The sequence below is a fragment of the Micromonospora sp. NPDC005197 genome, from assembly GCF_040608295.1.
GTDB lineage: Bacteria > Actinomycetota > Actinomycetes > Mycobacteriales > Micromonosporaceae > Micromonospora.
This window is the reverse complement of record NZ_JBEXHY010000075.1, coordinates 1-21,598: the sequence shown is the minus strand read 5'-3', so window position 1 is coordinate 21,598 and position 21,598 is coordinate 1. Positions and strand designations below refer to the sequence as shown.

Annotated in this window: 22 protein-coding genes; 18 read left to right on the top strand and 4 right to left on the bottom strand. The window is 72.6% G+C overall.

Annotated elements, in window-relative coordinates; genetic code table 11:
* Positions 1–39: 39 nt before the first annotated feature.
* Positions 40–819: a MerR family transcriptional regulator gene (locus ABZU46_RS21940; RefSeq protein ID WP_354860602.1), complete on the top strand. Its 780-nt coding sequence runs from the start codon at positions 40–42 to the stop codon at positions 817–819.
* On the opposite strand, the gene ABZU46_RS21935 is transcribed toward ABZU46_RS21940, so the two are convergent.
* The 3 genes from ABZU46_RS21935 to ABZU46_RS21925 form a co-directional block, all read right to left on the bottom strand.
* A complete protein-coding gene (locus ABZU46_RS21935) occupies positions 765–1,538 on the bottom strand; it encodes a class F sortase (protein WP_354860612.1) in 774 nt (257 codons plus the stop codon). The genes ABZU46_RS21940 and ABZU46_RS21935 overlap by 55 nt on opposite strands.
* Positions 1,539–1,613: 75 nt before the next feature.
* A complete protein-coding gene (locus tag ABZU46_RS21930; RefSeq protein ID WP_354860600.1) occupies positions 1,614–2,141 on the bottom strand; it encodes a hypothetical protein in 528 nt (175 codons plus the stop codon).
* Between the two features lie 96 nt (positions 2,142–2,237).
* A complete protein-coding gene (locus ABZU46_RS21925) occupies positions 2,238–2,702 on the bottom strand; it encodes an Lrp/AsnC family transcriptional regulator (RefSeq protein ID WP_354860599.1) in 465 nt (154 codons plus the stop codon).
* A 148-nt stretch (positions 2,703–2,850) separates the two neighbouring features.
* On the opposite strand from ABZU46_RS21925, the gene ABZU46_RS21920 reads away from it, so the two are divergent.
* The 14 genes from ABZU46_RS21920 to ABZU46_RS21855 all read left to right on the top strand — a co-directional run bounded on the left by ABZU46_RS21920 (position 2,851) and on the right by ABZU46_RS21855 (position 15,944).
* A complete protein-coding gene (locus tag ABZU46_RS21920) occupies positions 2,851–3,753 on the top strand; it encodes a tryptophan 2,3-dioxygenase family protein (RefSeq protein ID WP_354860597.1) in 903 nt (300 codons plus the stop codon).
* A 14-nt stretch (positions 3,754–3,767) separates the two neighbouring features.
* Positions 3,768–5,048: a kynureninase gene (gene kynU / locus ABZU46_RS21915; protein WP_354860596.1), complete on the top strand. Its 1,281-nt coding sequence runs from the start codon at positions 3,768–3,770 to the stop codon at positions 5,046–5,048.
* Entirely contained in the window at positions 5,045–6,382 is a 1,338-nt protein-coding gene (locus ABZU46_RS21910; protein ID WP_354860594.1) for an NAD(P)/FAD-dependent oxidoreductase, read from the top strand. Before kynU ends, ABZU46_RS21910 begins: the two co-directional genes overlap by 4 nt.
* A 23-nt stretch (positions 6,383–6,405) precedes the next feature.
* Entirely contained in the window at positions 6,406–7,887 is a 1,482-nt protein-coding gene (locus tag ABZU46_RS21905) for a 2-hydroxymuconic semialdehyde dehydrogenase (RefSeq protein ID WP_354860610.1), read from the top strand.
* A 20-nt stretch (positions 7,888–7,907) separates the two neighbouring features.
* On the top strand, positions 7,908–8,705 hold the full coding sequence (locus ABZU46_RS21900) for a fumarylacetoacetate hydrolase family protein (RefSeq protein WP_354860592.1): 798 nt from the start codon (positions 7,908–7,910) through the stop codon (positions 8,703–8,705).
* Entirely contained in the window at positions 8,702–9,637 is a 936-nt protein-coding gene (locus tag ABZU46_RS21895) for an acetaldehyde dehydrogenase (acetylating) (protein ID WP_354860591.1), read from the top strand. Before ABZU46_RS21900 ends, ABZU46_RS21895 begins: the two co-directional genes overlap by 4 nt.
* Complete coding sequence (dmpG, locus tag ABZU46_RS21890; protein ID WP_354860590.1) at positions 9,634–10,692, top strand: 4-hydroxy-2-oxovalerate aldolase; 1,059 nt, start codon at positions 9,634–9,636, stop codon at positions 10,690–10,692. Before ABZU46_RS21895 ends, dmpG begins: the two co-directional genes overlap by 4 nt.
* Positions 10,689–11,462 (top strand): fumarylacetoacetate hydrolase family protein, encoded by a 774-nt coding sequence (locus ABZU46_RS21885; protein WP_354860588.1) that lies wholly within the window; start codon positions 10,689–10,691, stop codon positions 11,460–11,462. Before dmpG ends, ABZU46_RS21885 begins: the two co-directional genes overlap by 4 nt.
* Entirely contained in the window at positions 11,459–11,881 is a 423-nt protein-coding gene (locus tag ABZU46_RS21880) for a RidA family protein (RefSeq protein ID WP_354860587.1), read from the top strand. Before ABZU46_RS21885 ends, ABZU46_RS21880 begins: the two co-directional genes overlap by 4 nt.
* Positions 11,878–12,402: a 3-hydroxyanthranilate 3,4-dioxygenase gene (locus tag ABZU46_RS21875; RefSeq protein WP_354860585.1), complete on the top strand. Its 525-nt coding sequence runs from the start codon at positions 11,878–11,880 to the stop codon at positions 12,400–12,402. The genes ABZU46_RS21880 and ABZU46_RS21875 overlap by 4 nt, the downstream gene beginning before the upstream one ends.
* Positions 12,402–13,409 (top strand): amidohydrolase family protein, encoded by a 1,008-nt coding sequence (locus ABZU46_RS21870; protein WP_354860583.1) that lies wholly within the window; start codon positions 12,402–12,404, stop codon positions 13,407–13,409. The genes ABZU46_RS21875 and ABZU46_RS21870 overlap by 1 nt, the downstream gene beginning before the upstream one ends.
* 308 nt (positions 13,410–13,717) lie before the next feature.
* Complete coding sequence (locus ABZU46_RS21865) at positions 13,718–15,181, top strand: amidase (RefSeq protein ID WP_354860581.1); 1,464 nt, start codon at positions 13,718–13,720, stop codon at positions 15,179–15,181.
* A 72-nt stretch (positions 15,182–15,253) separates the two neighbouring features.
* Positions 15,254–15,550, top strand: coding sequence for a hypothetical protein (locus ABZU46_RS21860; RefSeq protein WP_354860609.1), 297 nt, complete (start codon positions 15,254–15,256; stop codon positions 15,548–15,550).
* The gene (locus ABZU46_RS21855; protein ID WP_354860579.1) at positions 15,537–15,944 is read left to right on the top strand and encodes a DUF5130 family protein; all 408 of its coding nucleotides are present in this window, start codon (positions 15,537–15,539) and stop codon (positions 15,942–15,944) included. The genes ABZU46_RS21860 and ABZU46_RS21855 overlap by 14 nt, the downstream gene beginning before the upstream one ends.
* Before the next feature lie 154 nt (positions 15,945–16,098).
* Here ABZU46_RS21855 and pepN read toward each other — a convergent pair whose 3' ends face one another.
* Complete coding sequence (gene pepN, locus ABZU46_RS21850) at positions 16,099–18,648, bottom strand: aminopeptidase N (RefSeq protein ID WP_354860577.1); 2,550 nt, start codon at positions 18,646–18,648, stop codon at positions 16,099–16,101.
* Between the two features lie 221 nt (positions 18,649–18,869).
* Here pepN and ABZU46_RS21845 point away from each other — a divergent pair, with 221 nt between their 5' ends.
* The 3 genes from ABZU46_RS21845 (at position 18,870) to ABZU46_RS21835 (ending at position 21,543) form a co-directional block, all read left to right on the top strand.
* A complete protein-coding gene (locus tag ABZU46_RS21845; RefSeq protein WP_354860576.1) occupies positions 18,870–19,493 on the top strand; it encodes a disulfide bond formation protein DsbA in 624 nt (207 codons plus the stop codon).
* Positions 19,494–19,676: 183 nt separating this feature from the next.
* The gene (locus ABZU46_RS21840; protein WP_354860574.1) at positions 19,677–20,255 is read left to right on the top strand and encodes a hypothetical protein; all 579 of its coding nucleotides are present in this window, start codon (positions 19,677–19,679) and stop codon (positions 20,253–20,255) included.
* A gap of 88 nt (positions 20,256–20,343) precedes the next feature.
* Positions 20,344–21,543: a DUF1015 family protein gene (locus ABZU46_RS21835; RefSeq protein ID WP_354860572.1), complete on the top strand. Its 1,200-nt coding sequence runs from the start codon at positions 20,344–20,346 to the stop codon at positions 21,541–21,543.
* Positions 21,544–21,598 lie beyond the last annotated feature (55 nt).

Below are 21,598 nucleotides of genomic sequence, written 5' to 3'. Positions count from 1 at the left end.
TTGCACCAGCGGTGGAGACTTCAGAGCGATGGAGCGCGGGTGACAACCACAAAACCCTCAAAGCCCGGGGTACGCCGACCCGTCGATCTCGCGCGCCGGCACGGACTGTCGGCGCAGGCCGTCCGCAACTACGAACGGGACGGCGTGCTGCCACCTGCCGAGCGCACCGCGACCGGGTACCGCAGGTTCACCGAGGTGCACGCCACAGCACTGAGCGCCTACCTCGCGCTCATCGTCGGTCACGGCTACGCGGCCAGCGGCGACATCATGCGCGCCGTCAACCGGGGCGAGATCGACACGGCGTTGCGCACGATCGACAGCGGTCACGCGCTGCTGCAACGCGATCGGGAGACCCTGGACGCGGTCGAGGCGGCGGTCACCACTCTCACCGCGAGGGAGCCCGCGCCGCAGGGCCGGAGAGCCGTGCCGATCAGCGTGCTCGCACACCGGCTCGGCGTACGACCCGCGACCCTTCGCAAGTGGGAGGCGGCCGGAATTCTGCGGCCGGAGCGCGACCGGGTGACCCGCCACCGCGTCTACTCGCCCGACGACGTCCGGGACGCGGAACTCGCCCACCTGCTGCGCCGGGGCGGGTATCGGCTCGACCACATCGCCGACGTGCTGCGACGGGTACGCGACGCCGGTGGCGCCGAACCGCTCGCCGCGTCGCTCGGCCAGTGGCGCCGACGGCTCGCCGAGCGCGGTCGGGCCATGCTCACCGGGGCCGCCCGGCTCGCCGAGTACCTCGACGCCGGCGCCGGCGATCAACCACCACGGGCCTTGACCAGCGAGGCGAAGACCACCAGGTTGTCCGAGTAGCCCCTCTCGCCGCCCACCCACCGGCCGCCGCAGGTGATCAGCCGCAGGCTGGGGCGGCTGAAGTCGCCGTACACCTCGTCCACCGGTAGTCGGTCCTTGTCGAACCGCTCCATCGAGTCCACCTCGAAGACCGCGACCCGGCCGTCGGAGCGGGTGACCTCGATTTGGTCTCCCGCGCGCAGTTCCCGGAGCTGGTGAAAGACGGCCGGGCCGGTGGTGGTGTCCACGTGTCCGACGATCACCGCCGGCCCGTACTGGCCGGGGGTGGGGCCCTGGTCGTACCAGCCGGCCTCCTGGGCGCGGCCCACGTCGGGCACGGCGATGGTGCCGTCCGGGGCGAGGCCCACGTCGTGCAGCGGAGCCCGCAGGTCGATCTTGCTGATCGAGAGAGCGGTCGGGCGGCTGGCCGGCAGCACGGGGAACTTCTTCGGCGGCGGCCGCAGGCCGGCGCTGATCCGGTCCGGCAGCAGACTCACCCCGGTCACCTGCTCGACGCCGAGCATCGCCACGATCAGCACCATCAGCGTGGCCACGGCCAGGACCGGCAGTCCCGGCCCGGTGCCGAGCCGACGCCGGAGCAGCGGCGACCCGGCGGGACGGCTCGGCGGCAGCGGGCGGGCGTCCGGATCAGTGGTGGCGACGCTGGCGGACACCGCCTGTCCGGCGACCCGGCGCAGCCGAACCGAGACCCGGGCCACCAGCCGTCCGGAGGCGCGCAGGGCCGCTGCGGCCCGGAGGCGGGCACGGTGGTCCGACCGCGCACGCGCGGATCTGCGGGTCATGGCAGGTCCGGCTCAGGAGCCGGCTCCGGTCCGACGCCGACCGCCCACCATGCCGAGCGCGACCGCGGCGGCCACCACTGCCACGCCGCCGACGACCAGGATCGATCCGATGCCCCGGCCGCCCGCGGTGCCGCCGCCCCCCGTTGCCGGCCCCTTGCTGGGCGAGGCCATGTTCAGCACGGTCAGCATCGTCTGGGCCGTCTGGTTGTTCTGGCACCGCAGGTCGACCTGGTAGTCACCGGGTTCCTTGTTGCCCGGAACGGTGACCTCCCCCTTGAGGAAGCCGTTGTCCGGTCTGAGCACCACGCGCCCGAACGCGTCGGACTGCACGGTGGCCTGTCGATTGTTGCTGTTGTTGTTGTCGCAGCTCGCGCGGATCGTGACCCGGCTGCCCGCCGGGACGCTGTTCGGCGTCACCTCGACGAAGGTGTTCTCACCGGCACGCGCCGGTGCGACCGACAACAGGACGAACGCCCCGATGAGCCCCACCAGTGCCAGTGCGGACGAGAGTGCGCGGTTGATCGTGCGAAGTCCCTGCATGATTTCCCCCCAACCGGCGACGACCGCCGGAACCCTCCCCTGGGCACGCGGGCTGAGTTCCCGTTGGCCCGGAGGCAAACCAGCGGGCGGGCAGGGTCAGCGGCGGCGGGAGCTGGCACCGGCGGGCGGGAGCGGGGTGATCGGCTGCCAGTCCAGCGGGGACGACAGGACCATGGTGCTCGACGGCTGCCCGTACGGGGCGAGCCGGTCGATGACCGCTTCGAAGTCGCCGATCGAGCCGGCGGCCACCTTGAGCATGCTGCACGCGTCGCCGGTGATCCGGTGGATCTGGAGAATCTCCGGCCAGCCGGACACCTCCGGGTCGTGCAGGATGCACCGCGCGCCGTAACAGGACATCCGGATCAGGGCGACCACCGTACGGCCGGCCCGGGTCAGGTCCACGTGGGCGTGGTAGCCGGTGATCACCCCGGCCTCCTCCAGCCGGCGGACCCGCTCGGCGACCGCTGGTGGGGACAGGTGCACCCGGCGGGACAACTCACTGAAGGAGAGCCGGGCGTCGGCCTGCAACTCGCGCAGCAGCGCCCAGTCCATGTCGTCCACGCTCGAACCTTACTTTCGTGAACCGGATTCGCCCAGCTGCCTTCGGTTCGCCAGGTCAGGCCGACAAGTGCCGTTGATCCGGCATTCCGCAGGCCGATCCAGCCGCGAGATCATGGCGTCGGCAGCTTCGGGGGAAGGGAGACGACTGGTGGATCAGACGGATTGGCGGGCGCCGAACCGCGTCGCCACGGTACGACCGGTGACCCCGCGCCAGCGGGCAGCCCGCGCCGCGCGCAACGGCGGCGAGCCGACGCTGGAGTTCGCCGAGCTGGTGCCCTACGACGCGTACGTGCGGGCCACCGCCCTGCACCAGTTGCAGCAGCCCCTCAGCGACGACCCCGGCGAGATGTCCTTCCTCATGGTCAGCCAGATCATGGAGCTGTACTTCGGGCTGACCTGCCACGAGCTGCGGGAGACCCAGCGTCTGTTGCGCGCCGACCGGATCTGGGACGCGCTGGCCCCGCTGCGCCGCGCCACCCTGCACCTGGAAGGGCTCAACGCCGCCTGGCAGGGCCTGCGCTGGATGACCCCGGCCGACTTCAACCGGTTCCGCAACCTGCTCGGCGAGGGCTCCGGCTTCCAGTCCGCGATGTACCGGCACCTTGAGTTCCTGCTCGGGCTGCGCGACCCGGCGCTGATCCGGCCGTTCCGCCGGCAGAGCGAGGTGCACGCCGCGCTCAGCGCCGCGCTCGCCGCCCCGAGTCTCTGGGACGACGTGGTCGCGCTGCTGGCCCGGCGCGGCTTCGACCTCCCCGCCGATCTGTTGAACCGGGACGTGGCGGTCGAGCACGACCCGCAGCCGGAGGTCGAGGCGGCCTGGGTGCGGATCTACGCCGACGGCGGCCCGGACAACCACCTGCGGCTGCTCGGCGAGGCCCTGAGCGGCGTCGCCGAGGAGTTCGGCGACTGGCGGTGGAACCACGTCAAGGCGGTGCAGCGGACAATGGGCGCCAAGGTTGGCAGCGGCGGCTCCGCCGGGCTGGCGTGGTTGCAGCGCAGCATGGCCCGGGTGGTCTTCCCGGAGCTGTGGTCGGCCCGCACCGCGATGTGACCGGAGAGCGAGACATGCACACCCCAGAGAGCGAGGCACACCGCCTCGACCAGGCCGACCCGGGCCACCGACACCTCTTCCACGTGCCGCCCGCCGACGGCGGCGACCACCCCGAGTCGGCGTACCTCGCCGGCAACTCGCTCGGCCTGCAACCCCGGGCCACCCGCGACGAACTCCTCGCCGACCTGGACGCCTGGGGGCGGCTCGGCGTCGAGGGGCACCTGGAGGCGGAACGCGCCTGGCTGCCGTACCACGAGCTGTTGACGGGCCCGGCCGCCCGACTGGTCGGCGCCCGGCCCGCGGAGGCCGTGGTGATGAACTCGCTCACGGTCAACCTGCACCTGCTGATGGTCAGCTTCTACCGCCCGGCCGGCGTCCGCACCCGCATCGTCATCGAGGACAGCGCGTTCCCCTCGGACAGCTACGCGGTGCGCAGCCAGGCCCGCTTCCACGGGCTGGACCCGGACGACGCGGTGGTCCGGCTGCGCCCGCGTGCTGGCGAGGACGCGTTGCGCACCGAGGACGTCACCGGCTACCTGGCCGCCGAGGGTGACCGGGTGGCACTGGTGCTGCTGGGCGGGGTCAACTACCTCACCGGCGAGCTGCTGGACATCCCGGCGATCACGGCGGCCGGTCGGGCGGCCGGCGCGGTGGTCGGCTGGGACCTGGCGCACGCCGTCGGCAACGTGCCGCTCGCCCTGCACGACTGGGACGTCGACTTCGCCGCCTGGTGCTCCTACAAGTACCTGAACTCGGGGCCGGGCGCGCTGGCCGGCGTCTTCGTGCACGAGCGGCACCTCGGCGATCCCGACCTGCCGCGCTTCGAGGGTTGGTGGAGCACTGCGGCGGCGACCCGGTTCGAGATGACGCCGGTGTCCCGGCCGCCGTCCACCGTGGAGGCCTGGCAGATCTCCAACCCCCCGATCTTCGCGATGGGCCCGGTGCGGACCTCGCTGGAGCTGTTCGACGCGGTCGGCATGCCGGCGCTGCGCGCGCGCAGCCTCCGACTCACCGGCTGGCTGGAGTCACTCCTCGACGAGATCACCGCCGACCGGCCGCTGCGCGTGGTCACCCCGCGCGATCCGGCCCGCCGGGGTTGCCAGCTGTCGGTACGCGTCGGCGCCGGCAACGCCGCCGAGCTGACCAAGCGGCTGCGGCACGAGCACGGCGTCATCGCCGACGCCCGGGAGCCGGACATCGTCCGCTTCGCCCCGGTGCCGCTCTACTCCACGTACCTCGACTGTTGGCGGGCCGCCGCCGCACTCGCCGCCACCGTCGGGCCGGTGACCCCGTGACGAAGCGGCGCGACGAGATCGCGATCATCGGCGCCGGCCTGGCGGGCTGCCTGGCCGCCTGCTTCCTGGCCCGGCGTGGCTACCCGGTCGCCCTCTACGAGCGTCGGCCGGACCCGCGTGCCGGCGCGGCCGAGCGGGGACGCTCGATCAACCTGGCGCTCTCCGAGCGCGGGTTGGACGCGCTGCGCCGGATCGGCCTGGCCGAGCAGGTGATGACCGACGCGCTGCCGATGCGCGGCCGGATGATCCACCCGGTCGAGGGGCAGCCGCAGTTCCAGTCGTACAGCGCGGCCGGTGACCGGGCGATCAACTCGATCAGCCGGGGCGCACTCAACAACGCCCTGCTGGACGCGGCCGCCGCGCTGCCCGGGGTCCGGATCGTCTTCGACCACCGGCTCGTCGGGCTCGATCCGGCCGACGGCACCCTGAGCTTCGACACCCCGCAGGGCACGGTTGGCGCGAAGGCGTCGGTCGTGTTGGGCGCCGACGGCGCCGGCTCCGCGGTACGCGGACAACTGCTGGCGTACGGGCTGCTGCGCGAGAGCGTGGACTTCCTCGACTACGGCTACAAGGAGCTGACGATTCCGCCGCTGGGCGGCGACTTCGCCCTGGATCCGGACGCGCTGCACATCTGGCCACGGGGCACCTCGATGATGATCGCGTTGCCGAACCCGGACCGGTCCTTCACCTGCACGCTGTTCTGGCCCAACGACGGCGACGGCAGCTTCGCGTCGCTGACCAGCCCGGCCCAGATCGAACGGCACTTCACCGAGCACTACCCGGACGTGGTCCCGCTGGCCCCGAACCTGGTCGACGACTACCAGCACAACCCGGTGGGCGTGCTCGGCACGGTGCGCAGCGCTCCCTGGCAGGTCAACGGGACTGTCTGCCTGCTCGGCGACGCGGCCCACGCCATCGTGCCCTTCTACGGCCAGGGCGCCAACTGCGCCTTCGAGGACGTCGTCGAGCTGGACCGCTGCCTCGACGAGTGTGCCGACGAGTGGTCGGCGGCGTTGCCGCTGTTCCAGCGCCGCCGGCAGGAGAACGCCGAGGCGATCGCGCAGATGGCCCTGACCAACTTCGTGGAGATGCGCGACAAGGTCGCCTCGCCGGTGTTCCAGACCCGGCGGCGGGTGGAGCACGCACTGGAACGGGCACTGCCCGGCCGGTACGTTTCCCAGTACGAGCTGGTGTCCTTCTCCACCACCCCGTACGCCGAGGTGCGCCGCCGGGTCCGCCGGCAGCACCGGGTGCTCGGCGCGGTCGCGGGTGGGGCCGCGCTGCTGCTGGTCGGCGCGATCGGCGCTGCACTGAGCCGAGGGAGGCGCGCATGACGGGCACCTGGGATCCGCGACTGATGGCCGGCCACGCGCCACGTGGCCCCCAGCGGCTGCGCAACTTCGTGGGCGGCGAGTTCGTCGACGGCGGGTCGACGTTCACCAAGGTCAGCCCGGTGACCGGCGAGCCGGTCTTCGAGGTGGTCGAGGCGGAACGGTCCACGGTGGACGACGCGGTGGCCGCCGCCCGCGCGGCGCTGCGCGGGCCGTGGGGCCGGATGGGGGAGCGGGAACGCGCCGAGGTGCTGCGCCGCGTCGCGGACGAGCTGGAACGTCGCTTCGACGATCTGGTCACCGCCGAGGTCGCGGACACCGGCAAGTCCATCGCCCAGGCCCGCACGCTGGACATCCCGCGCGGCGCGGCGAACTTCCGGGCGTTCGCGGAGATCGTGGCGACCGCGCCCACCGAGTCGTTCACCACGGTCACCCCGACCGGCGGCCGGGCGCTGAACTACGCCGTGCGCAAGCCGGTCGGCGTGGTCGCGGTCATCGTGCCGTGGAACCTGCCGCTGCTGCTGCTCACCTGGAAGGTCGCCCCGGCGCTCGCCTGCGGCAACGCCGTCGTGGTCAAGCCCAGCGAGGAGACGCCCGCCTCGGCGACGCTGCTCGCCGAGGTGATGGCCGCCGCCGGCGTACCGGACGGGGTGTTCAACCTGGTGCACGGCTTCGGACCGGACTCGGCCGGCGAGTTCCTCACCCGCCACCCGGGCGTCGACGCGATCACCTTCACCGGCGAGTCGGCCACCGGCGGCGCGATCATGCGGGCCGCCGCCGACGGCGTGAAGGCGGTGAGCTTCGAGCTGGGCGGCAAGAACGCCGGCCTGGTCTTCGCCGACGCCGACCTGGACGCGGCGGTGGCCGGCTCGATGCGCTCCAGCTTCACCAACGGCGGGCAGGTGTGCCTGTGCACCGAGCGCATCTACGTGCAGCGCCCGGTCTTCGAGGAGTTCACCGCCCGGCTGGCGAAGCGGGCCGGCGAGCTGGCGTACGGCTGGCCGACCGACGAGGCCACCGCCACCATGCCGCTCATCTCCCCGCAGCACCGGGCGAAGGTGCTCGGCGCGTACGAGCTGGCCCGCGCCGAGGGCGCCGAGGTGCTCACCGGCGGCGGCACGCCCACCTTCGGCGACGCCCGTGACGGCGGGTCGTACGTGCAGCCGACAGTGCTCACCGGTCTCGGCCCGGATGCCCGTACCAACCGGGAGGAGATCTTCGGCCCGGTCGTGCACGTGGCGCCGTTCGACACCGAGGACGAGGCGTACGCCCTGGCCAACGGCACCGAGTACGGCCTGGCGGCGACCGTGTGGACCCGGGACGTGGGCGTCGCGCACCGGGCCGGGGTCCGGCTCGACGCCGGCATCGTCTGGGTCAACACCTGGTTCCTGCGGGACCTGCGCACGCCCTTCGGTGGGGTGAAGGCGTCCGGCATCGGCCGCGAGGGCGGCGTGCACTCGTTGAACTTCTACTCCGAACTCACAAACGTCTGCGTGGACCTGTCGTGAGCCGTAGCGAGGGAGCGGGCATGGAAGCCGACATCGAGGCCGCCAACCGGGAGCTGGCCGAGGCCCGCAGCACCGGCAAGCCGTGCCCGCCGCTGCGCGGTCGGCTGCTGCCGGAGGGCGACGTCGAGTCCGCGTACCGCGTGCAGCAGCTTCAGGCGCGGGCCTGGCAGGGCCGCGGCGAACGCCGGGTCGGCGCGAAGATCGGGTTGACCTCCCGGGCGGTGCAGGAGACCTTCGGGGTGTTCCAGCCGGACTTCGGGATGCTGACCGACGCGATGGCGGTCGGCGACGGGGTCGAGGTGCCGATCGACCGGCTGCTCCAGCCGCGGGTCGAGGCGGAGATCGCGTTCGTGCTCGACAAGGATCTCGCGGATCCGCAGATCACGACCGTCGACCTGATCCGCGCCGTCGACCACGTGCTGCCGGCGATCGAGATCGTCGACTCGCGGATCGCGGGCTGGGACATCTCCATCGTGGACACGGTCGCCGACAACGCCTCCAGCGGGCTCTTCGTGCTCGGCACCACGCCGCGCCGCCTCGCCGACGTCGACCTGCGGCTGTGCGGAATGGTGCTGGAGCACGCCGGTGAGCCGGTCTCGGTGGGCGCGGGCGCGGCCTGCCTGGGCAACCCGCTGCACGCTCTGCACTGGCTGGCGAGCACCCTCGCCCGCGCCGGTGACCCGCTGCGCGCCGGGGACGTGGTGCTCTCCGGGGCGCTCGGCCCGATGGTGCCGGTCACCCCGGGCGCCGCGTACGAGGCCCGGATCTCGGGCCTCGGCTCGGTACGGACGGCCTTCACCCGAGGGGAGTCAGCGTGAGCGTCGGAGTGGCGGTGCTGGGATCGGGAAACATCGGCACCGACCTGATGATCAAGGTGTTGCGGCTGAGCGGCAGCCTGCGGATGGTGGCGATGGCCGGCATCGACCCGGCCTCCGACGGCCTGGCCCGGGCCCGCCGGCTCGGCGTCGCCACCACCGCCGACGGAGTGGACGGGCTGGTCGCGATGCCCGAGTTCGCCGACGTCGAGCTGGTCTTCGACGCCACCTCGGCCGGCGCGCACCGACGCCACGACGAGGTGCTGCGCGCGCACGGCCGGACGGTGGTCGACCTGACCCCGGCCGCGCTCGGCCCGTACGTGGTGCCGCCGGTCAACCTCGACGAGCACCTGCACGAACCGAACGTCAACATGGTGACCTGCGGCGGGCAGGCCACCGTGCCGATCGTCGCCGCCGTCCGCCGGGTCACCCCGGTGGCGTACGGGGAGATCGTCGCGTCGATCGCGTCGAAGTCCGCCGGGCCGGGCACCCGGGCCAACATCGACGAGTTCACCGAGACCACCGCTCGCGCCATCGAGGTGGTCGGCGGTGCGGAGCGGGGCAAGGCGATCATCGTGCTGAACCCGGCGGACCCGCCGCTGCTCATGCGCGACACCGTCTACTGCCTCTGCCCGGACGTCGACGCCGACACCGCCGCCATCGCCGCCTCGGTGGCGGACATGGTGGCGACGGTCCAGGAGTACGTCCCCGGCTACCGGCTCAAGCAGGACGTGCAGTTCGACCGCGTCGAGGCGTACGTGCCGACGCTCGGGCGGCAGCTCACCGCGTTGCAGGTGTCGGTCTACCTGGAGGTGTCCGGGGCGGGCCACTACCTGCCGGCGTACGCCGGGAACCTGGACATCATGACCTCCGCCGCGCTGCGCACCGCGGAGCGGCTGGTCGCCAGGCGTCCTTCGGAGGTGACCGCGTCATGACCGACCTCTACATCCAGGACGTGACGCTGCGCGACGGCATGCACGCCATCGCCCACCGGTACACCGTCGAGCAGGTACGCACCATCGCCGCCGCCCTGGACGCCGCCGGGGTGGCCGCCATCGAGGTGGCGCACGGCGACGGGCTCGCCGGCTCCAGCGTGAACTACGGCCACGGCGCGGCCAGCGACGCCGAGTGGATCTCCGCCGCCGCCGAGGTGCTGACGAACGCGAAGCTCACCACCCTGCTGCTGCCCGGCATCGGCACGATCGCGGACCTGAGGGCGGCGAAGGCGCTCGGCGTGACAAGCGTCCGCATCGCCACGCACTGCACCGAGGCGGACATCTCCGCCCAGCACATCTCCTGGGCCCGGGAGAACGGCATGGACGTCTCCGGGTTTCTGATGATGTCGCACATGAACGATCCGGCCGGGCTCGCCGGGCAGGCCAAGCTCATGGAGTCGTACGGGGCGCACGGCGTCTACGTCACCGACTCCGGCGGCCGGCTGCTGATGTCCGACGTGGCGCAGCGGGTCGACGCGTACCGGCAGGTCCTCGCCCCGGAGACGCAGATCGGCATCCACGCCCACCACAACCTGTCGCTCGGGGTGGCCAACAGCGTGCTCGCCGTCGAGCACGGCCGCATCCTCGGCGCCGGGCCGCTCGGCTCGCCGTCCGGCCGGACCGTGCGCGTCGACGCCTCCCTCGCCGGCATGGGCGCGGGCGCCGGCAACGCGCCGCTGGAGGTTTTCGTGGCGGTCGCCGAGCTGCACGGCTGGAAGCACGGCTGCGACGTGTTTGCGCTGATGGACGCCGCCGACGACATCGTCCGCCCATTGCAGGACCGGCCGGTCCAGGTCGACCGGGAAACGCTCTCCCTGGGGTACGCGGGCGTCTACTCCAGCTTCCTGCGCCACGCCGAGCGGGCCTCGGACCGCTACGGCGTCGACGTCCGGTCGATCCTGGTCGAGCTGGGCCGCCGTCGGATGGTCGGCGGCCAGGAGGACATGATCGTCGACGTGGCACTCGACCTGGCCGGCAAGGAGCAGCAGTCATGATCGGCGTGGACATCACCGGGATCGCCGACAAGCTGGGCGCGGCGGCCGACACGGCCACCGCGATCGGTCAGCTCGCCGCCGAGACCGGTCTTGACGTGGACACCGCGTACGGCGTGCAGGCAGCGCTGGTGCAGCGCCGACTGGAACGCGGCGAGCGGCTGGTCGGGCTGAAGATGGGGCTGACCAGCAGGGCGAAGATGGCCCAGGTCGGCGTGGACGAGGTGATCTGGGGGCGGCTCACCGACGCGATGCGGGTGCCCGACGGCGGTGCCGTGGACCCGGCCGCGTACATCCATCCCCGGGTCGAGCCGGAGGTGGCGTTCCTGCTGGACCGGCTGCCGGAGCCGGGCGAGCCGGTCGGCGACTTCGCCACGGCGGTCCGCGCGGTCGCCCCGGCCATCGAGCTGATCGACTCCCGGTACGCGGATTTCCGCTTCTCGCTGCCGGACGTCGTCGCCGACAACACCTCGGCCGCCGCGTTCGTGATCGGGCCGTGGTCGTCGGTGCCGTCGGGGCTCGACAACCTGGGCGTGCTGCTGGAGGTCGACGGGCGGGTGGCCCAGGTCGGCTCGACGGCGGCGATCCTCGGCGATCCGCGCCGGGCGCTCGACGAGGGCATCCGGCTGGCCGGCCGACACGGGGTGCGGTTGCAGTCGGGCTGGGTCTTCCTGGCCGGCGCCGCCACCGCCGCTGTGCCGCTGCGTCCCGGTGCCCATGTCCGCGCCGTCGTCGAGAAACTCGGCACGGCTTCGCTGCGGGCGTCGTCGTGACCGCCCGGGTGGTGGCTGGGAAGGCCGTGCCGCGGGGGGCTTTTCCGCACGTCAAGGTCGCGGGTGGGCTCGTCTTCGTCTCCGGTACGTCGTCGCGACGGCCGGACAACAGCTTCGCCGGTGTCGAGGTCGACGCGTTCGGCACGACGAACCTCGACATCCGGGTGCAGACGCGGGCCGTGATCGAGAACATCGGCGATCTGCTGCGCTCGGTCGGCGCGGACCTCACCGACCTCGTCCAGGTGACCACGTACCTGGTCAACATGAACGACTTCGGTGGTTACAACGAGGTGTGGGCGGAGTTCTTCGACGCGTCCGGACCGACCCGCACCACGGTGGCGGTGCACCAGTTGCCGCACCCGCACCTGCTCATCGAGATCCAGGCCGTGGCCCTTCTTCCCTCGGGAGGTCAGTCGTGAGTGAGATCGCCGAGCCGTTCAGCTTTCCGGGCTGGATCGCGGAGAACCAGCACCTGCTGAAGCCGCCGGTGGGCAACAAGGAGATGTTCCCCGGCGGGGACGACTTCATCGTGATGGTGGTGGGCGGGCCCAACCAGCGCACCGACTTCCACGTGGACCCGTACGAGGAGTTCTTCTACCAGGTCAAGGGCAACATGCACATCAACCTGATGACCCCCGAGGGTCCGCGTACGGTGCACGTGCGCGAGGGTCAGATGTGGATGTTGCCGCGCAACACCCCGCACTCGCCGCAGCGACCGGAGGCCGGCTCGATCGGTGTGGTCGTCGAGCGGGTCCGCGAGGAGGGCACGCTGGAGACGTTCCAGTGGTACTGCCCCGAGTGCGGAAACCAGGTGCACGAGGTGGAGTTGCAGGTCCGCGACATCGCGGCCGACCTGCCGCCGGTGTTCCAGGCGTTCTACGCAGATGAGGCGGCACGCACCTGCGCCAACTGCGGCACTCTGCACCCGGGCAAGGGCTGATGCCCGCTCGTGTCGTCGACGTGCACACGCACGTCGTACCGAAGGGGTGGCCGGACCTCGGCGCGGCGTGCGGCGGGTCCGGCTGGCCCTGGTTGCGGGTCGACTCCGAGCGCGCCGCCATGATCATGGTGGGGGAGACGGAGTTCCGCCCGATCGGCGCCGAGTGCTGGGACGCGTCGACGCGGCTGGCCGACATGGACGCCGACGGCGTGGCCGTGCAGGTGGTGTCGCCGACGCCCGTCTTCTTCAGCTACGACCGTCCGGCCGACCAGGCGGTGAAGGTCGCCCGGATCTTCAACGACCTCACCCTGAAGGTCACCGCGGCCGGCGGTGACCGGCTGGTGCCGTTCTGCCAGGTGCCCCTGCAGGACCCGGACGCCGCCTGCGCGGAGTTGGATCGCAGCCTGGCCGCCGGGCACGTGGGCGTGGAGATCGGCAACCACGTCGGCGACCGGGATCTGGACGACGCCGGGGTGGTCACCTTCCTCCAGCACTGTGCCGAGGTGGGTGCGCCCGTCTTCGTCCACCCGTGGGACATGCCGGACGGCCCGCGTCTGAACCGCTGGATGGCCCGGTGGCTCACCGGGATGCCCGCCGAGACGCACCTGTCGGTGCTGGCGATGATCCTGGGCGGCGTCTTCGACCGGGTGCCCGAGACGCTGCGGATCTGCTTCGCGCACGGCGGCGGCAGCTTCCCGTTCTGGCTCGGCCGCGCCGACAACGCCTGGCACCGACGTGGTGACCTGGTTCGGGGCGCGTCCGTCGCCCCGCCCAGCAGTTACGTCGACCGGTTCAGCGTCGACTCGGTGGTCTTCGCGCCGCCCGCGCTGCGGCTGCTGGTCGACACGATGGGGGAGGACCGGGTGCTGGTCGGCAGCGACTACCCGTACCCGCTGGGGGAGCGCCCGGCCGGTGCGGTCGTCGACGCGGCCGACTTCCTCACCGACGCCCAGCGCGACAAGCTCCGATCCACCAACGCCCTGCGCTTCCTGCACGGGCGGCGCTGACGGCGTACCCATGGTAGTGCCCCCGGACGACGGACGGCCGCGACGGGCCGACGGACCCTGTTCTGTTGCCTTTGCTCTGCTTCAATCCACGCAACACCACGTGTCCGATAAACGGACATCGGCTGTTGCCTCCGTTGAAGCAGAGCAAAGGACGCCGGCAGGAGTCGGCCCGCCGCCGGGCGGGCGACCGGTGAGGGGGGTTGCCTCCCGACACGGCCGGTTCGGTATCGGGAGCAGTACCCTCCGCCGCGAAGGGCGACCGCCGTGTCGACCCGCCGACAGCCGCTCCCACCGGGCAGGATGAGGACATGGCCGAGCCGCACGACCTGACCGCGCTGGAACAGGCCGCCGCCATCGCCCGCGGCGAGCTGTCCAGCGTCGAGCTGGTCGAGCACTCCCTGCGCCGGGTGGCGGCGCTCGGCGACACCGTGGGCGCGTTCGTCACCGTCACGCCGGACCTCGCCCGGCAGGCCGCGCGCGCCGCCGACGCGGTGCCCGTCGAGGGGCGCGGCCCGCTGCACGGCGTACCGACCGCGATCAAGGACCTCACCCTCACCGCCGGGGTACGCACCACCTTCGGCTCGGCGGCGTTCGCCGACTTCGTCCCGCCGGTCGACGCCGACGTGGTCCGGTTCATCAAGGCCGCCGGCCTCGTCAGCCTCGGCAAGACGACCACCTCCGAGCTGGGCTGCTCGCTCTACTCGGAGGGCCGCGTCGCACCGCCGGCCCGCAATCCGTGGCAGCTCGCGTACACCGCCGGTGGGTCCAGCGGCGGCGCGGCGGCGGCGGTCGCGGCCGGGCTGGTGCCGATCGCCCAGGGGTCCGACGGCGGCGGCTCCCTGCGCATTCCGGCGTCGCTCTGCGGCCTGATCGGCTACAAGCCCAGTCGTGGCGTGGTCTCCGGCGGGCCGCTCGGCTCCGGCGCGTTCGGGCTGCCCACCAGCGGTCCGCTCGGGCGGACCGTCGTCGACGTCGCCGCGCTGCTCGACGTCATGGCCGTGCCGGTGCCGGGCGAGCCCTACCTGCCGCCGCCCGCGCCGCCCGGTGGATACCTGGCCGCCGCCCGCCGGGCCGAGCCCGGCCGGCTGCGGATCGGCCGGTTCACCACGCCGATGCTCGCCGACGAGCCGGTGCACCCCGACTGCGTGGCCGCCGTCGACCGGGCCGCCGCCCTGCTCACCACCGCCGGCCACGAGGTGGTCGAGGTGCCGCCGCCGCTCGGGCCCCAGGCGTGGCCGCTGTTCGAGATCATCTGGTACGTGCTGGCACTCGCCCCCGTGCCCCCGCACCGCGAGGCGGAGCTGCTGCCGCTGACCCAACTGCTGCGGGCCCGGGGCGCCAGCGTCTCCGCGGGCGCGCTGGCCGCCACCCTCGGCGAGCTGCAGGCGCAGGTACGTCTCGGCGCCGCCCGCACCGCCGGTTGCGACCTGCTGCTCTGCCCCACCCTGGCCGCACCGCAGGCACCCGTCGGCTGGTTCACCGCCGACGGCGACCCGGCGGCCGATTTCGACCGGCAACGCCGCTTCTCGCCCTACTGCGCCATCTTCAACGTCACCGGCGATCCCTCCGTGTCCCTGCCGGTGGGCGCCACGGCCGACGGCCTGCCCGTCGGGGTGCTCCTCACTGGCCGGTACGGCGACGACGCGCGGCTCATCGCGACCGCTGCGCAACTGGAGCACGCCAGTGACGGATGGGATCGGCACCCCGCAATCTGGCGGGCCGTCGACTCCGCTAACGTGAATGGTGACGGAGTTGGCCGGTCACCATCATGATCGTCCATCCGACCCGATTGTTCGAGGTCCTTCTTCCGCCTGGGGGCGTTGGGATTGTCTGTTACCGAGACGTTGCTGGTCTTCGTCGGCATCCCGGTGGCCGCGGTGCTGGTCATCGCCGGCCTGTCGTACGCCGGTAGCCGTGGGAGTGCCACCGGCGGTGGCGGTGGCGCCAAGCGCTACCGGCCGGGCCGGCCCTTCGACTTCACTCCGGTCTGGTTCCTGGGCCGCCCGGAGCAGCTGGCCGACTCGGCCGGCACCGCGCTGACCGCGGGGGCGCAGGCGCCCGCGCTGACCAGCCACAAGCTAGAGCAGGCCAGCGTCGAGGCGCCGGCCGGTGGAACCGGAGGCGCAAGTGACCGTTGGTGAGAAGCAGACCGGGACGGAGAATCCGCCCGAGGTGCTGGACGGGCCGTTCTCGACCCGCCAACTGCTGCGCATCGACGAGGCCCTGCGCCTGGCCGACCAGGGCACCGGCCTGGTCTTCTCGGTGTTCGTCGGCGGCCTCGACGAGCCGATCCGTGAGCACGCCCAGCGGCTGCACCGCCAGCTCGCCGAGCCCGACAAGTCGGTGCTGATCGCCGTGTCGCCCAACCAGCGCCAGCTGGAGATCGTCACCGGGCGGTACGCCCGCAAGCGCATCCCCGACACGTACGCCAAGCTGGCCGCGCTCTCCATGGCCGGCGCGTTCAGCGGCGGCGACCTGGCCGGCGGCATCATCAACGGCCTCGACCAGCTCGCCAGCCACGCCGGCAAGGGCTGAGCCCTTTCTCGTACGTCGAAGCCCGACCCGCCGCACGGCAGGTCGGGCTTCGTCGCGTTGCGTGCCGTTGCAGCGCGCCAGGTCAGCGATTTGGGGGTGTCCGCGCGGGCGGACACCCCCATATCGGCGATGTCGAGTCGATCAAGCGAGCTGGTCAGCTCTGCTGGGCGTCCTTCGCGCGGGCCTTGAGCGCCCGCACCACACCGTCGCGGCCCTCGGCGACCAGTCGACGCAGCGGGCCGGGGTTGCCGTCACCGGCCAGCCACGCGTCGGTGGCCGCCACCGTGTCGTCGTCCACCAGGTAGGTCGGGTACGCCAACTGGGCGAACTCCTGCGCCGGCTCGCTGTCCCGAGTGGCCCACACCTGGCCGACCGCCGCGAAGTACTTCTCCCGGTACGGGGCGACCAGCTCCACCTGCGCCGGGTGGGCGAAGCCCTGCAACAGCGCCCGGTGCCGCCAGTTCGGCAGCGCGTCCGGGCCGGTCAGCAGCGCCCACACGGCCGCCTTGTTCTCCGCCGTCGGCACCAGCGCGTGCGCGTACGCGGCCTCCCGCTCGCCGCTGGCGGTGCGGTCACCGGCCAGCTCCGCCTCGATCTCGGCGGCACCGGCCGCGCCGTTGGCCACCAGCGCCCCGAGCACCGTCCAGCGCAGCTCGGTGTCCACGGTCAGCCCGGCCGGCACGCCGGTGCCGTCCAGCCAGCCGCGCAGCGTGGCCAGGTCCTCTTCGGACCGGGCGGCCGAGGTGTACGCCCGGGCCCAGGCCAGCTGGAAACCGCTGCCCGGCTCGGCGGAGGCGAGCGCGTCCTTCGCCGTACGAGCCAGCCCCGCCCAGCCGGTGGCCGCCCACGCGGGGTCGGCGTAGAGGGTGATCGCGGTGGTGGCCTGGCGCAGGGTGGCGGTCACCAGGTTGATGTCGGTCTCCGCGGACAGCCCGGCCAGCACCAGCGCCACGTAGTCGCGGGTCGCCAGCTCGGCGTCTCGGGTCATGTCCCACGCGGCCGTCCAGCAGAGGGCGCGGGCCAGCGACGAGTCGAAGCCGCCGATGTGCTGCACCACCGTGGCCATCGACCGGTCGTCGAGGCGCAGCTTGGTGTAGCTCAGGTCGTCGTCGTTGAGCAGCAGCACGTCGGCGGCTCGAACGCCGCGCAGGTCGGCGAGGTCGGTCCGCTCGCCGGTCACGTCCACCTCGTAGCGTTCGCGGCGGACCAGCCGTCCGTCGGTCAGGTCGTACAGGCCCACGCCGATCCGGTGGGTGCGCAGCGTCGGGTACGCCGCCGGCGCCTCCTGCCGGACGACCACCTGCTCGTAGGTGCCGTCGGCGCCGATGGTCACCTCCGGCCGCAGCGTGTTGACCTGGGCGGTCTCCAGCCACTGCGCGGCGAACTTGCGCAGCTCCCGGCCCGAGGCCGCCTCCAGCTCGGTGAGCAGGTCGTCGAAGGTGGCGTTGCCCCAGGCGTGCTTGCCGAAGTACGCCCGCAGCCCGGCCACGAACGGCTCCTCACCCACGTACGCGACGAGCTGCTTGAGCACGCTCGCGCCCTTGGCGTAGGTGATGCCGTCGAAGTTGACCTCGACGGCCTCCATGTCCGGCATCTCGGTGTAGACCGGGTGCGTGGAGGAGAGCTGGTCCTGCCGGTAGCCCCAGTTCTTCCGGATGGACAGGAACGTCGTCCACGCCTCGGTGAACCGGGTGGCGTTGGTGTTGCACCAGTGGCTGGCCCACTCGGCGAACGACTCGTTGAGCCACAGGTCGTTCCACCAGCGCATGGTGACCAGGTCGCCGAACCACATGTGGGCCAGCTCGTGCAGGATCGTGTTGGCCCGCTGCTCGTACTCGAAGTCGGTGACCTGGGAGCGGAACAGGTAGTGCGACTCGGCGTGCGTGACGCAGCCGAAGTTCTCCATCGCGCCGGCGTTGAAGTCGGGCACCCACAGCTGGTCGTACTTGGGCAGCGGGTAGCGCACGCCGAACTTCTCGTGGAAGAAGTCGAAGCCCTGCTTGGTGATGAGGAACAGATCGTCGGAGTCCAGGTACTGAGCCATCGACGCCCGGGAGAACACGCCCAGGTCGATGCCGTCGTGGCTGTCGCGCACCTCGTGGTACGGGCCGGCGCACAGCGCCGTGATGTACGTGCTCATCCGCGGCGACTCGGTGAAGTGGAGGGTCTTGAGCCCCTCGCCGGCCGGTTCCTCGCGCTGCACCGGCATGTTGGACACCACCCGCCAGTGCTCGGGGACGGTGGCGTGCCAGGTGTAGACGCTCTTCAGGTCGGGCTGGTCGAAGCAGGCGAACACGCGCTGCGCGTCGGCCGTCTCGAACTGGCTGTAGAGGTACGTCTCGCCGTCCACCGGGTCGACCGTGCGGTGCAGCCCCTGCCCGCTGTTGGAGTAGGCGAAGTCCGCGTCGACGACCAGGGTGTTCTCGCTGTCCAGCCCGGACAGGGTCAGGCCCTTCTCAGCCGACCAGTCGGACAGGTCCACCGGGGCGCCGTTCAGGGTGGCGGAGCGCACCGACTCGGCGGCCACCTCGATGAACGTGCTCGCCCCCGGTTCGGCGCAGCGGAACCGGACGTCGGTCGTCGAGGAGAACGTGCGGCCGTCGGCCGCCAGCACGGCGGTCGACAGGTCCAGACTGATGTCGTACCCGGTCACCTCGAGCAGGCGTGCCCGCTCGGTCGCCTCGACCTGCGTCAGGTTACGCACTCCCGGCACTGTTCGTCTCCATCCCACGTCTCGCCGTACGCCCGGCGGCGCCCGTCTGCCGACCGCTCGTGACGTCCGGCCCGATCCGAGTCTTCCACGTACGGGCAGCCGGCGGTGGGCGAGGTCACGCTCTCATTCGGGTGCCGGTCGATGGGCCGTGGGGTGAGGATCGAGGTGAGACGCCGGACTACCGGCGTCACCCGTCGCGAAGGGACCTCACCGTGACCGATCGTGTCACCGCCGACATGTGGTTCGACCCGATTTGCCCGTGGGCGTGGATCACGTCCCGCTGGCTGCTGGAGGTCGAGCAGGTCCGCGAAGTGGACATCCGCTACCACGTCATGAGCCTGTCCGTGCTCAACGAGGGCAGGGACCTGCCAGAGCAGTACCGGGAACTGATGGACAACGGCTGGGGCCCGGTGCGGGTGTGCATCGCCGCCGAGCAGCGCTACGGCAGCGACGCGCTGCGCAAGCTCTACACCGCGCTGGGCACCCGCATCCACCTCGGTAAGGAGCAGCTCGGGCCGGAGCTCTACGTCGCCGCGCTGACCGAGGCCGGCCTGGACCCGGCGCTGGCCGCCGCCGCCGACAGCACCGAGTACGACGAGGCGCTGCGGGCCAGCCACGAGGCCGGCATGCGCCCCGTCGGGCAGGACGTCGGCACCCCGGTCGTCCACGCGCCCGGCCCGGACGGCAGCCCGGTCGCGTTCTTCGGCCCGGTGATCACGCCGCGCCCGAAGGGCGAGGCCGCCGGCCGGCTCTGGGACGGCGTCCTCCTGGTCGCCGGCACCCCGGGCTTCTACGAGCTGAAGCGCACCCGCGAGCAGTCCCCGATCTTCGACTGACCGCGACCGCCACGCGCCCCCGTCCGGTCCCCAGCTCGTGGGACCGGGCGGGGGTGCGCCGCGCCGGGTGGTGGGTACGCCTCGCGGTCACAGCGTCACCGCTGGGCGGGCGGCGTCGTTTCCCTCGGTGTCCGCCGCAGCGACCCGCAGGGCCGCACCCCGCAGCTCGTGGAGGCAATCCCGATGGCCAAGCACCGTGCGTCCGGTGACGATCAGTTGACCCGACAGGGGGTGATCGAGACTCCCGGCGCGGCGTACTGGTCGGTAGACGACTCCCGCTGGCCGACGGTCCGCCCCGACCTTCCCGCCCACGTGGTGGACCTGCTCGCCCCGCCCATCGTGGTCGGCGTGGCCCGGGTGCCGGTCACCTCGCGGCTGACGCCCGCACCGGTCACACCGGCACAGCCCGCACCGGTCACACCGGCGCCAGCGACGCCCGTCGTGTCGACGCCGGTGGTGCCGGTGGCGCCGGAGTCGGTCGTACCGTCGGCCGTGGAACCGGTCGTGGTGGCTGCCGCGCCGGCTGAGCCCGCCCCGCCCCCGCCGGCACCCACCGCCCCGCGTCCCGTGCCGACGCCGCCGCTGAACCCGCGACCCGTTCCGGCGCCACCGCCGGAACCGCGTCCCGTGCCGGGACCGCCGGCCGCACCCCGGCGCAACGCCATCACCGGGCCCGTCGCGAACGGCCGGCGCGGCAACGCCGGACCGGTCGTGGCCGGCCGACACCGGCGGCACAACGGCGCGTCCGGCCGCGCCGGCTGACATCACGTCCGGGCCCGGCACTTTCATCTGGTGGACGCCGCGCGGGTCCCCGTCGCCAGCGACGTCGCCGCCGGTAGCGTCAGTGGGCATGACGGTCGTACATCCGATCGCCCGGGCCTGGATCACCACTGGCGGCACCGGCGCGCAGAACTACGACGAGTTCGCCGACGACGCGGAGATCACCGCGATCATCGAGGCGAACCCGCACAGTGCCCTCGGCATCGAGATGCCGCATCGAGCCCCCGGCAGCCTGGGCAAGTCGTTCCTCGACGCGCTGCCGGACTCGGTGGCCCGCCTCGCCGAGGCCAAGGCCGACGGCAGCTACACCCCCGCCGAGCAGGTCATCGTGCTGTACCGGATCAGCGCCCCGGGCGAGGAACCGGCGTACGGGCTGTTCGCGATGGTCGACACCGACCAGATCTCCACCCGGGCCGACGAGCCGGGCCTGGTCATCCGCAACGAGGACGTCTTCATCGCCAAGGTGCGCGAGCGAGTCGCGCTGGCCGATGCGCTGGGTCACCTGCTCTCACCCGTACTCCTGCTGCAGACCGGGAGCGGCGACGAGCTGCACGCCGCGCTCGCGGCGGCGACCGACGCGGCCGGGACGCCCGCCGCGACCGACACCGACCAGGCGGGGCGCACCCACGCCATCTGGCTGGTCGGCCCCGGCCCGGAGCAGGACGCGCTGACCGCTCTCGCCGGTGGCGGCGAGCTGGTCGTCGCCGACGGCAACCACCGCAGCCTGGCCGCCCAGACCGGCGGGTTGTCGCGCTTCCTGGCCGTGGTCACCACCCCCGCGTCGGTGGCCATCCAGCCGTACAACCGGCTGGTCAGCGAGCTGACCACCACGCCGGCCGAGCTGCTCGACCGGTTGCGCGCGGCGGGGGCCGAGGTCGAGCCCATCGACGGCCCGGTCGAGGTCCCGGCGGCCGGCGGCACCGTCCACCTCCGGCTGGCCGGCCAGGGGTACGCGGTGCGCCTGCCCGCCACCGCCGACGCCCGCCTGGAGAACCTGGATCACGCCCTGGTCGAGCGGCTGCTGCTGCGCGACGCCCTGGGGTTGGATCCGGGCGACAAGCGGATCACCTACGTGGGCGGTGACTACCCGGCGAGCTGGCTCACCGAAGAGGTCGACGCCGGGCGGGCCGAGCTGGCCGTCCTCATCGCGCCGGTGACCGTGGCGGACTTCGTCGCGGTGAACCTGGCCCGGGAGAAGATGCCCCGCAAGAGCACCTGGTTCACCCCGAAGGCGCGCGGCGGCCTGGTGGTCGCCGAACTGCCGCGCTGAGTGACCATCCGCCCGACCGTGTGACGAACCCTGCTCTCCGACGCCGCCCCTGCGG

Bases quoted from the DNA above. Each gene is read 5' to 3' on its own strand.
- ABZU46_RS21840 (WP_354860574.1), top strand. From the start codon at position 19,677: ATGGCCAAGCACCGTGCGTCCGGTGACGATCAGTTGACCCGACAGGGG.
- ABZU46_RS21900 (WP_354860592.1), top strand. From the start codon at position 7,908: ATGGAAGCCGACATCGAGGCCGCCAACCGGGAGCTGGCCGAGGCCCGC.
- kynU (WP_354860596.1), top strand. From the start codon at position 3,768: ATGCACACCCCAGAGAGCGAGGCACACCGCCTCGACCAGGCCGACCCG.
- ABZU46_RS21870 (WP_354860583.1), top strand. From the start codon at position 12,402: ATGCCCGCTCGTGTCGTCGACGTGCACACGCACGTCGTACCGAAGGGG.
- ABZU46_RS21930 (WP_354860600.1), bottom strand. From the start codon at position 2,141: ATGCAGGGACTTCGCACGATCAACCGCGCACTCTCGTCCGCACTGGCA.
- dmpG (WP_354860590.1), top strand. From the start codon at position 9,634: ATGACCGACCTCTACATCCAGGACGTGACGCTGCGCGACGGCATGCAC.
- ABZU46_RS21885 (WP_354860588.1), top strand. From the start codon at position 10,689: ATGATCGGCGTGGACATCACCGGGATCGCCGACAAGCTGGGCGCGGCG.
- ABZU46_RS21835 (WP_354860572.1), top strand. From the start codon at position 20,344: ATGACGGTCGTACATCCGATCGCCCGGGCCTGGATCACCACTGGCGGC.
- ABZU46_RS21865 (WP_354860581.1), top strand. From the start codon at position 13,718: ATGGCCGAGCCGCACGACCTGACCGCGCTGGAACAGGCCGCCGCCATC.
- ABZU46_RS21905 (WP_354860610.1), top strand. From the start codon at position 6,406: ATGGCCGGCCACGCGCCACGTGGCCCCCAGCGGCTGCGCAACTTCGTG.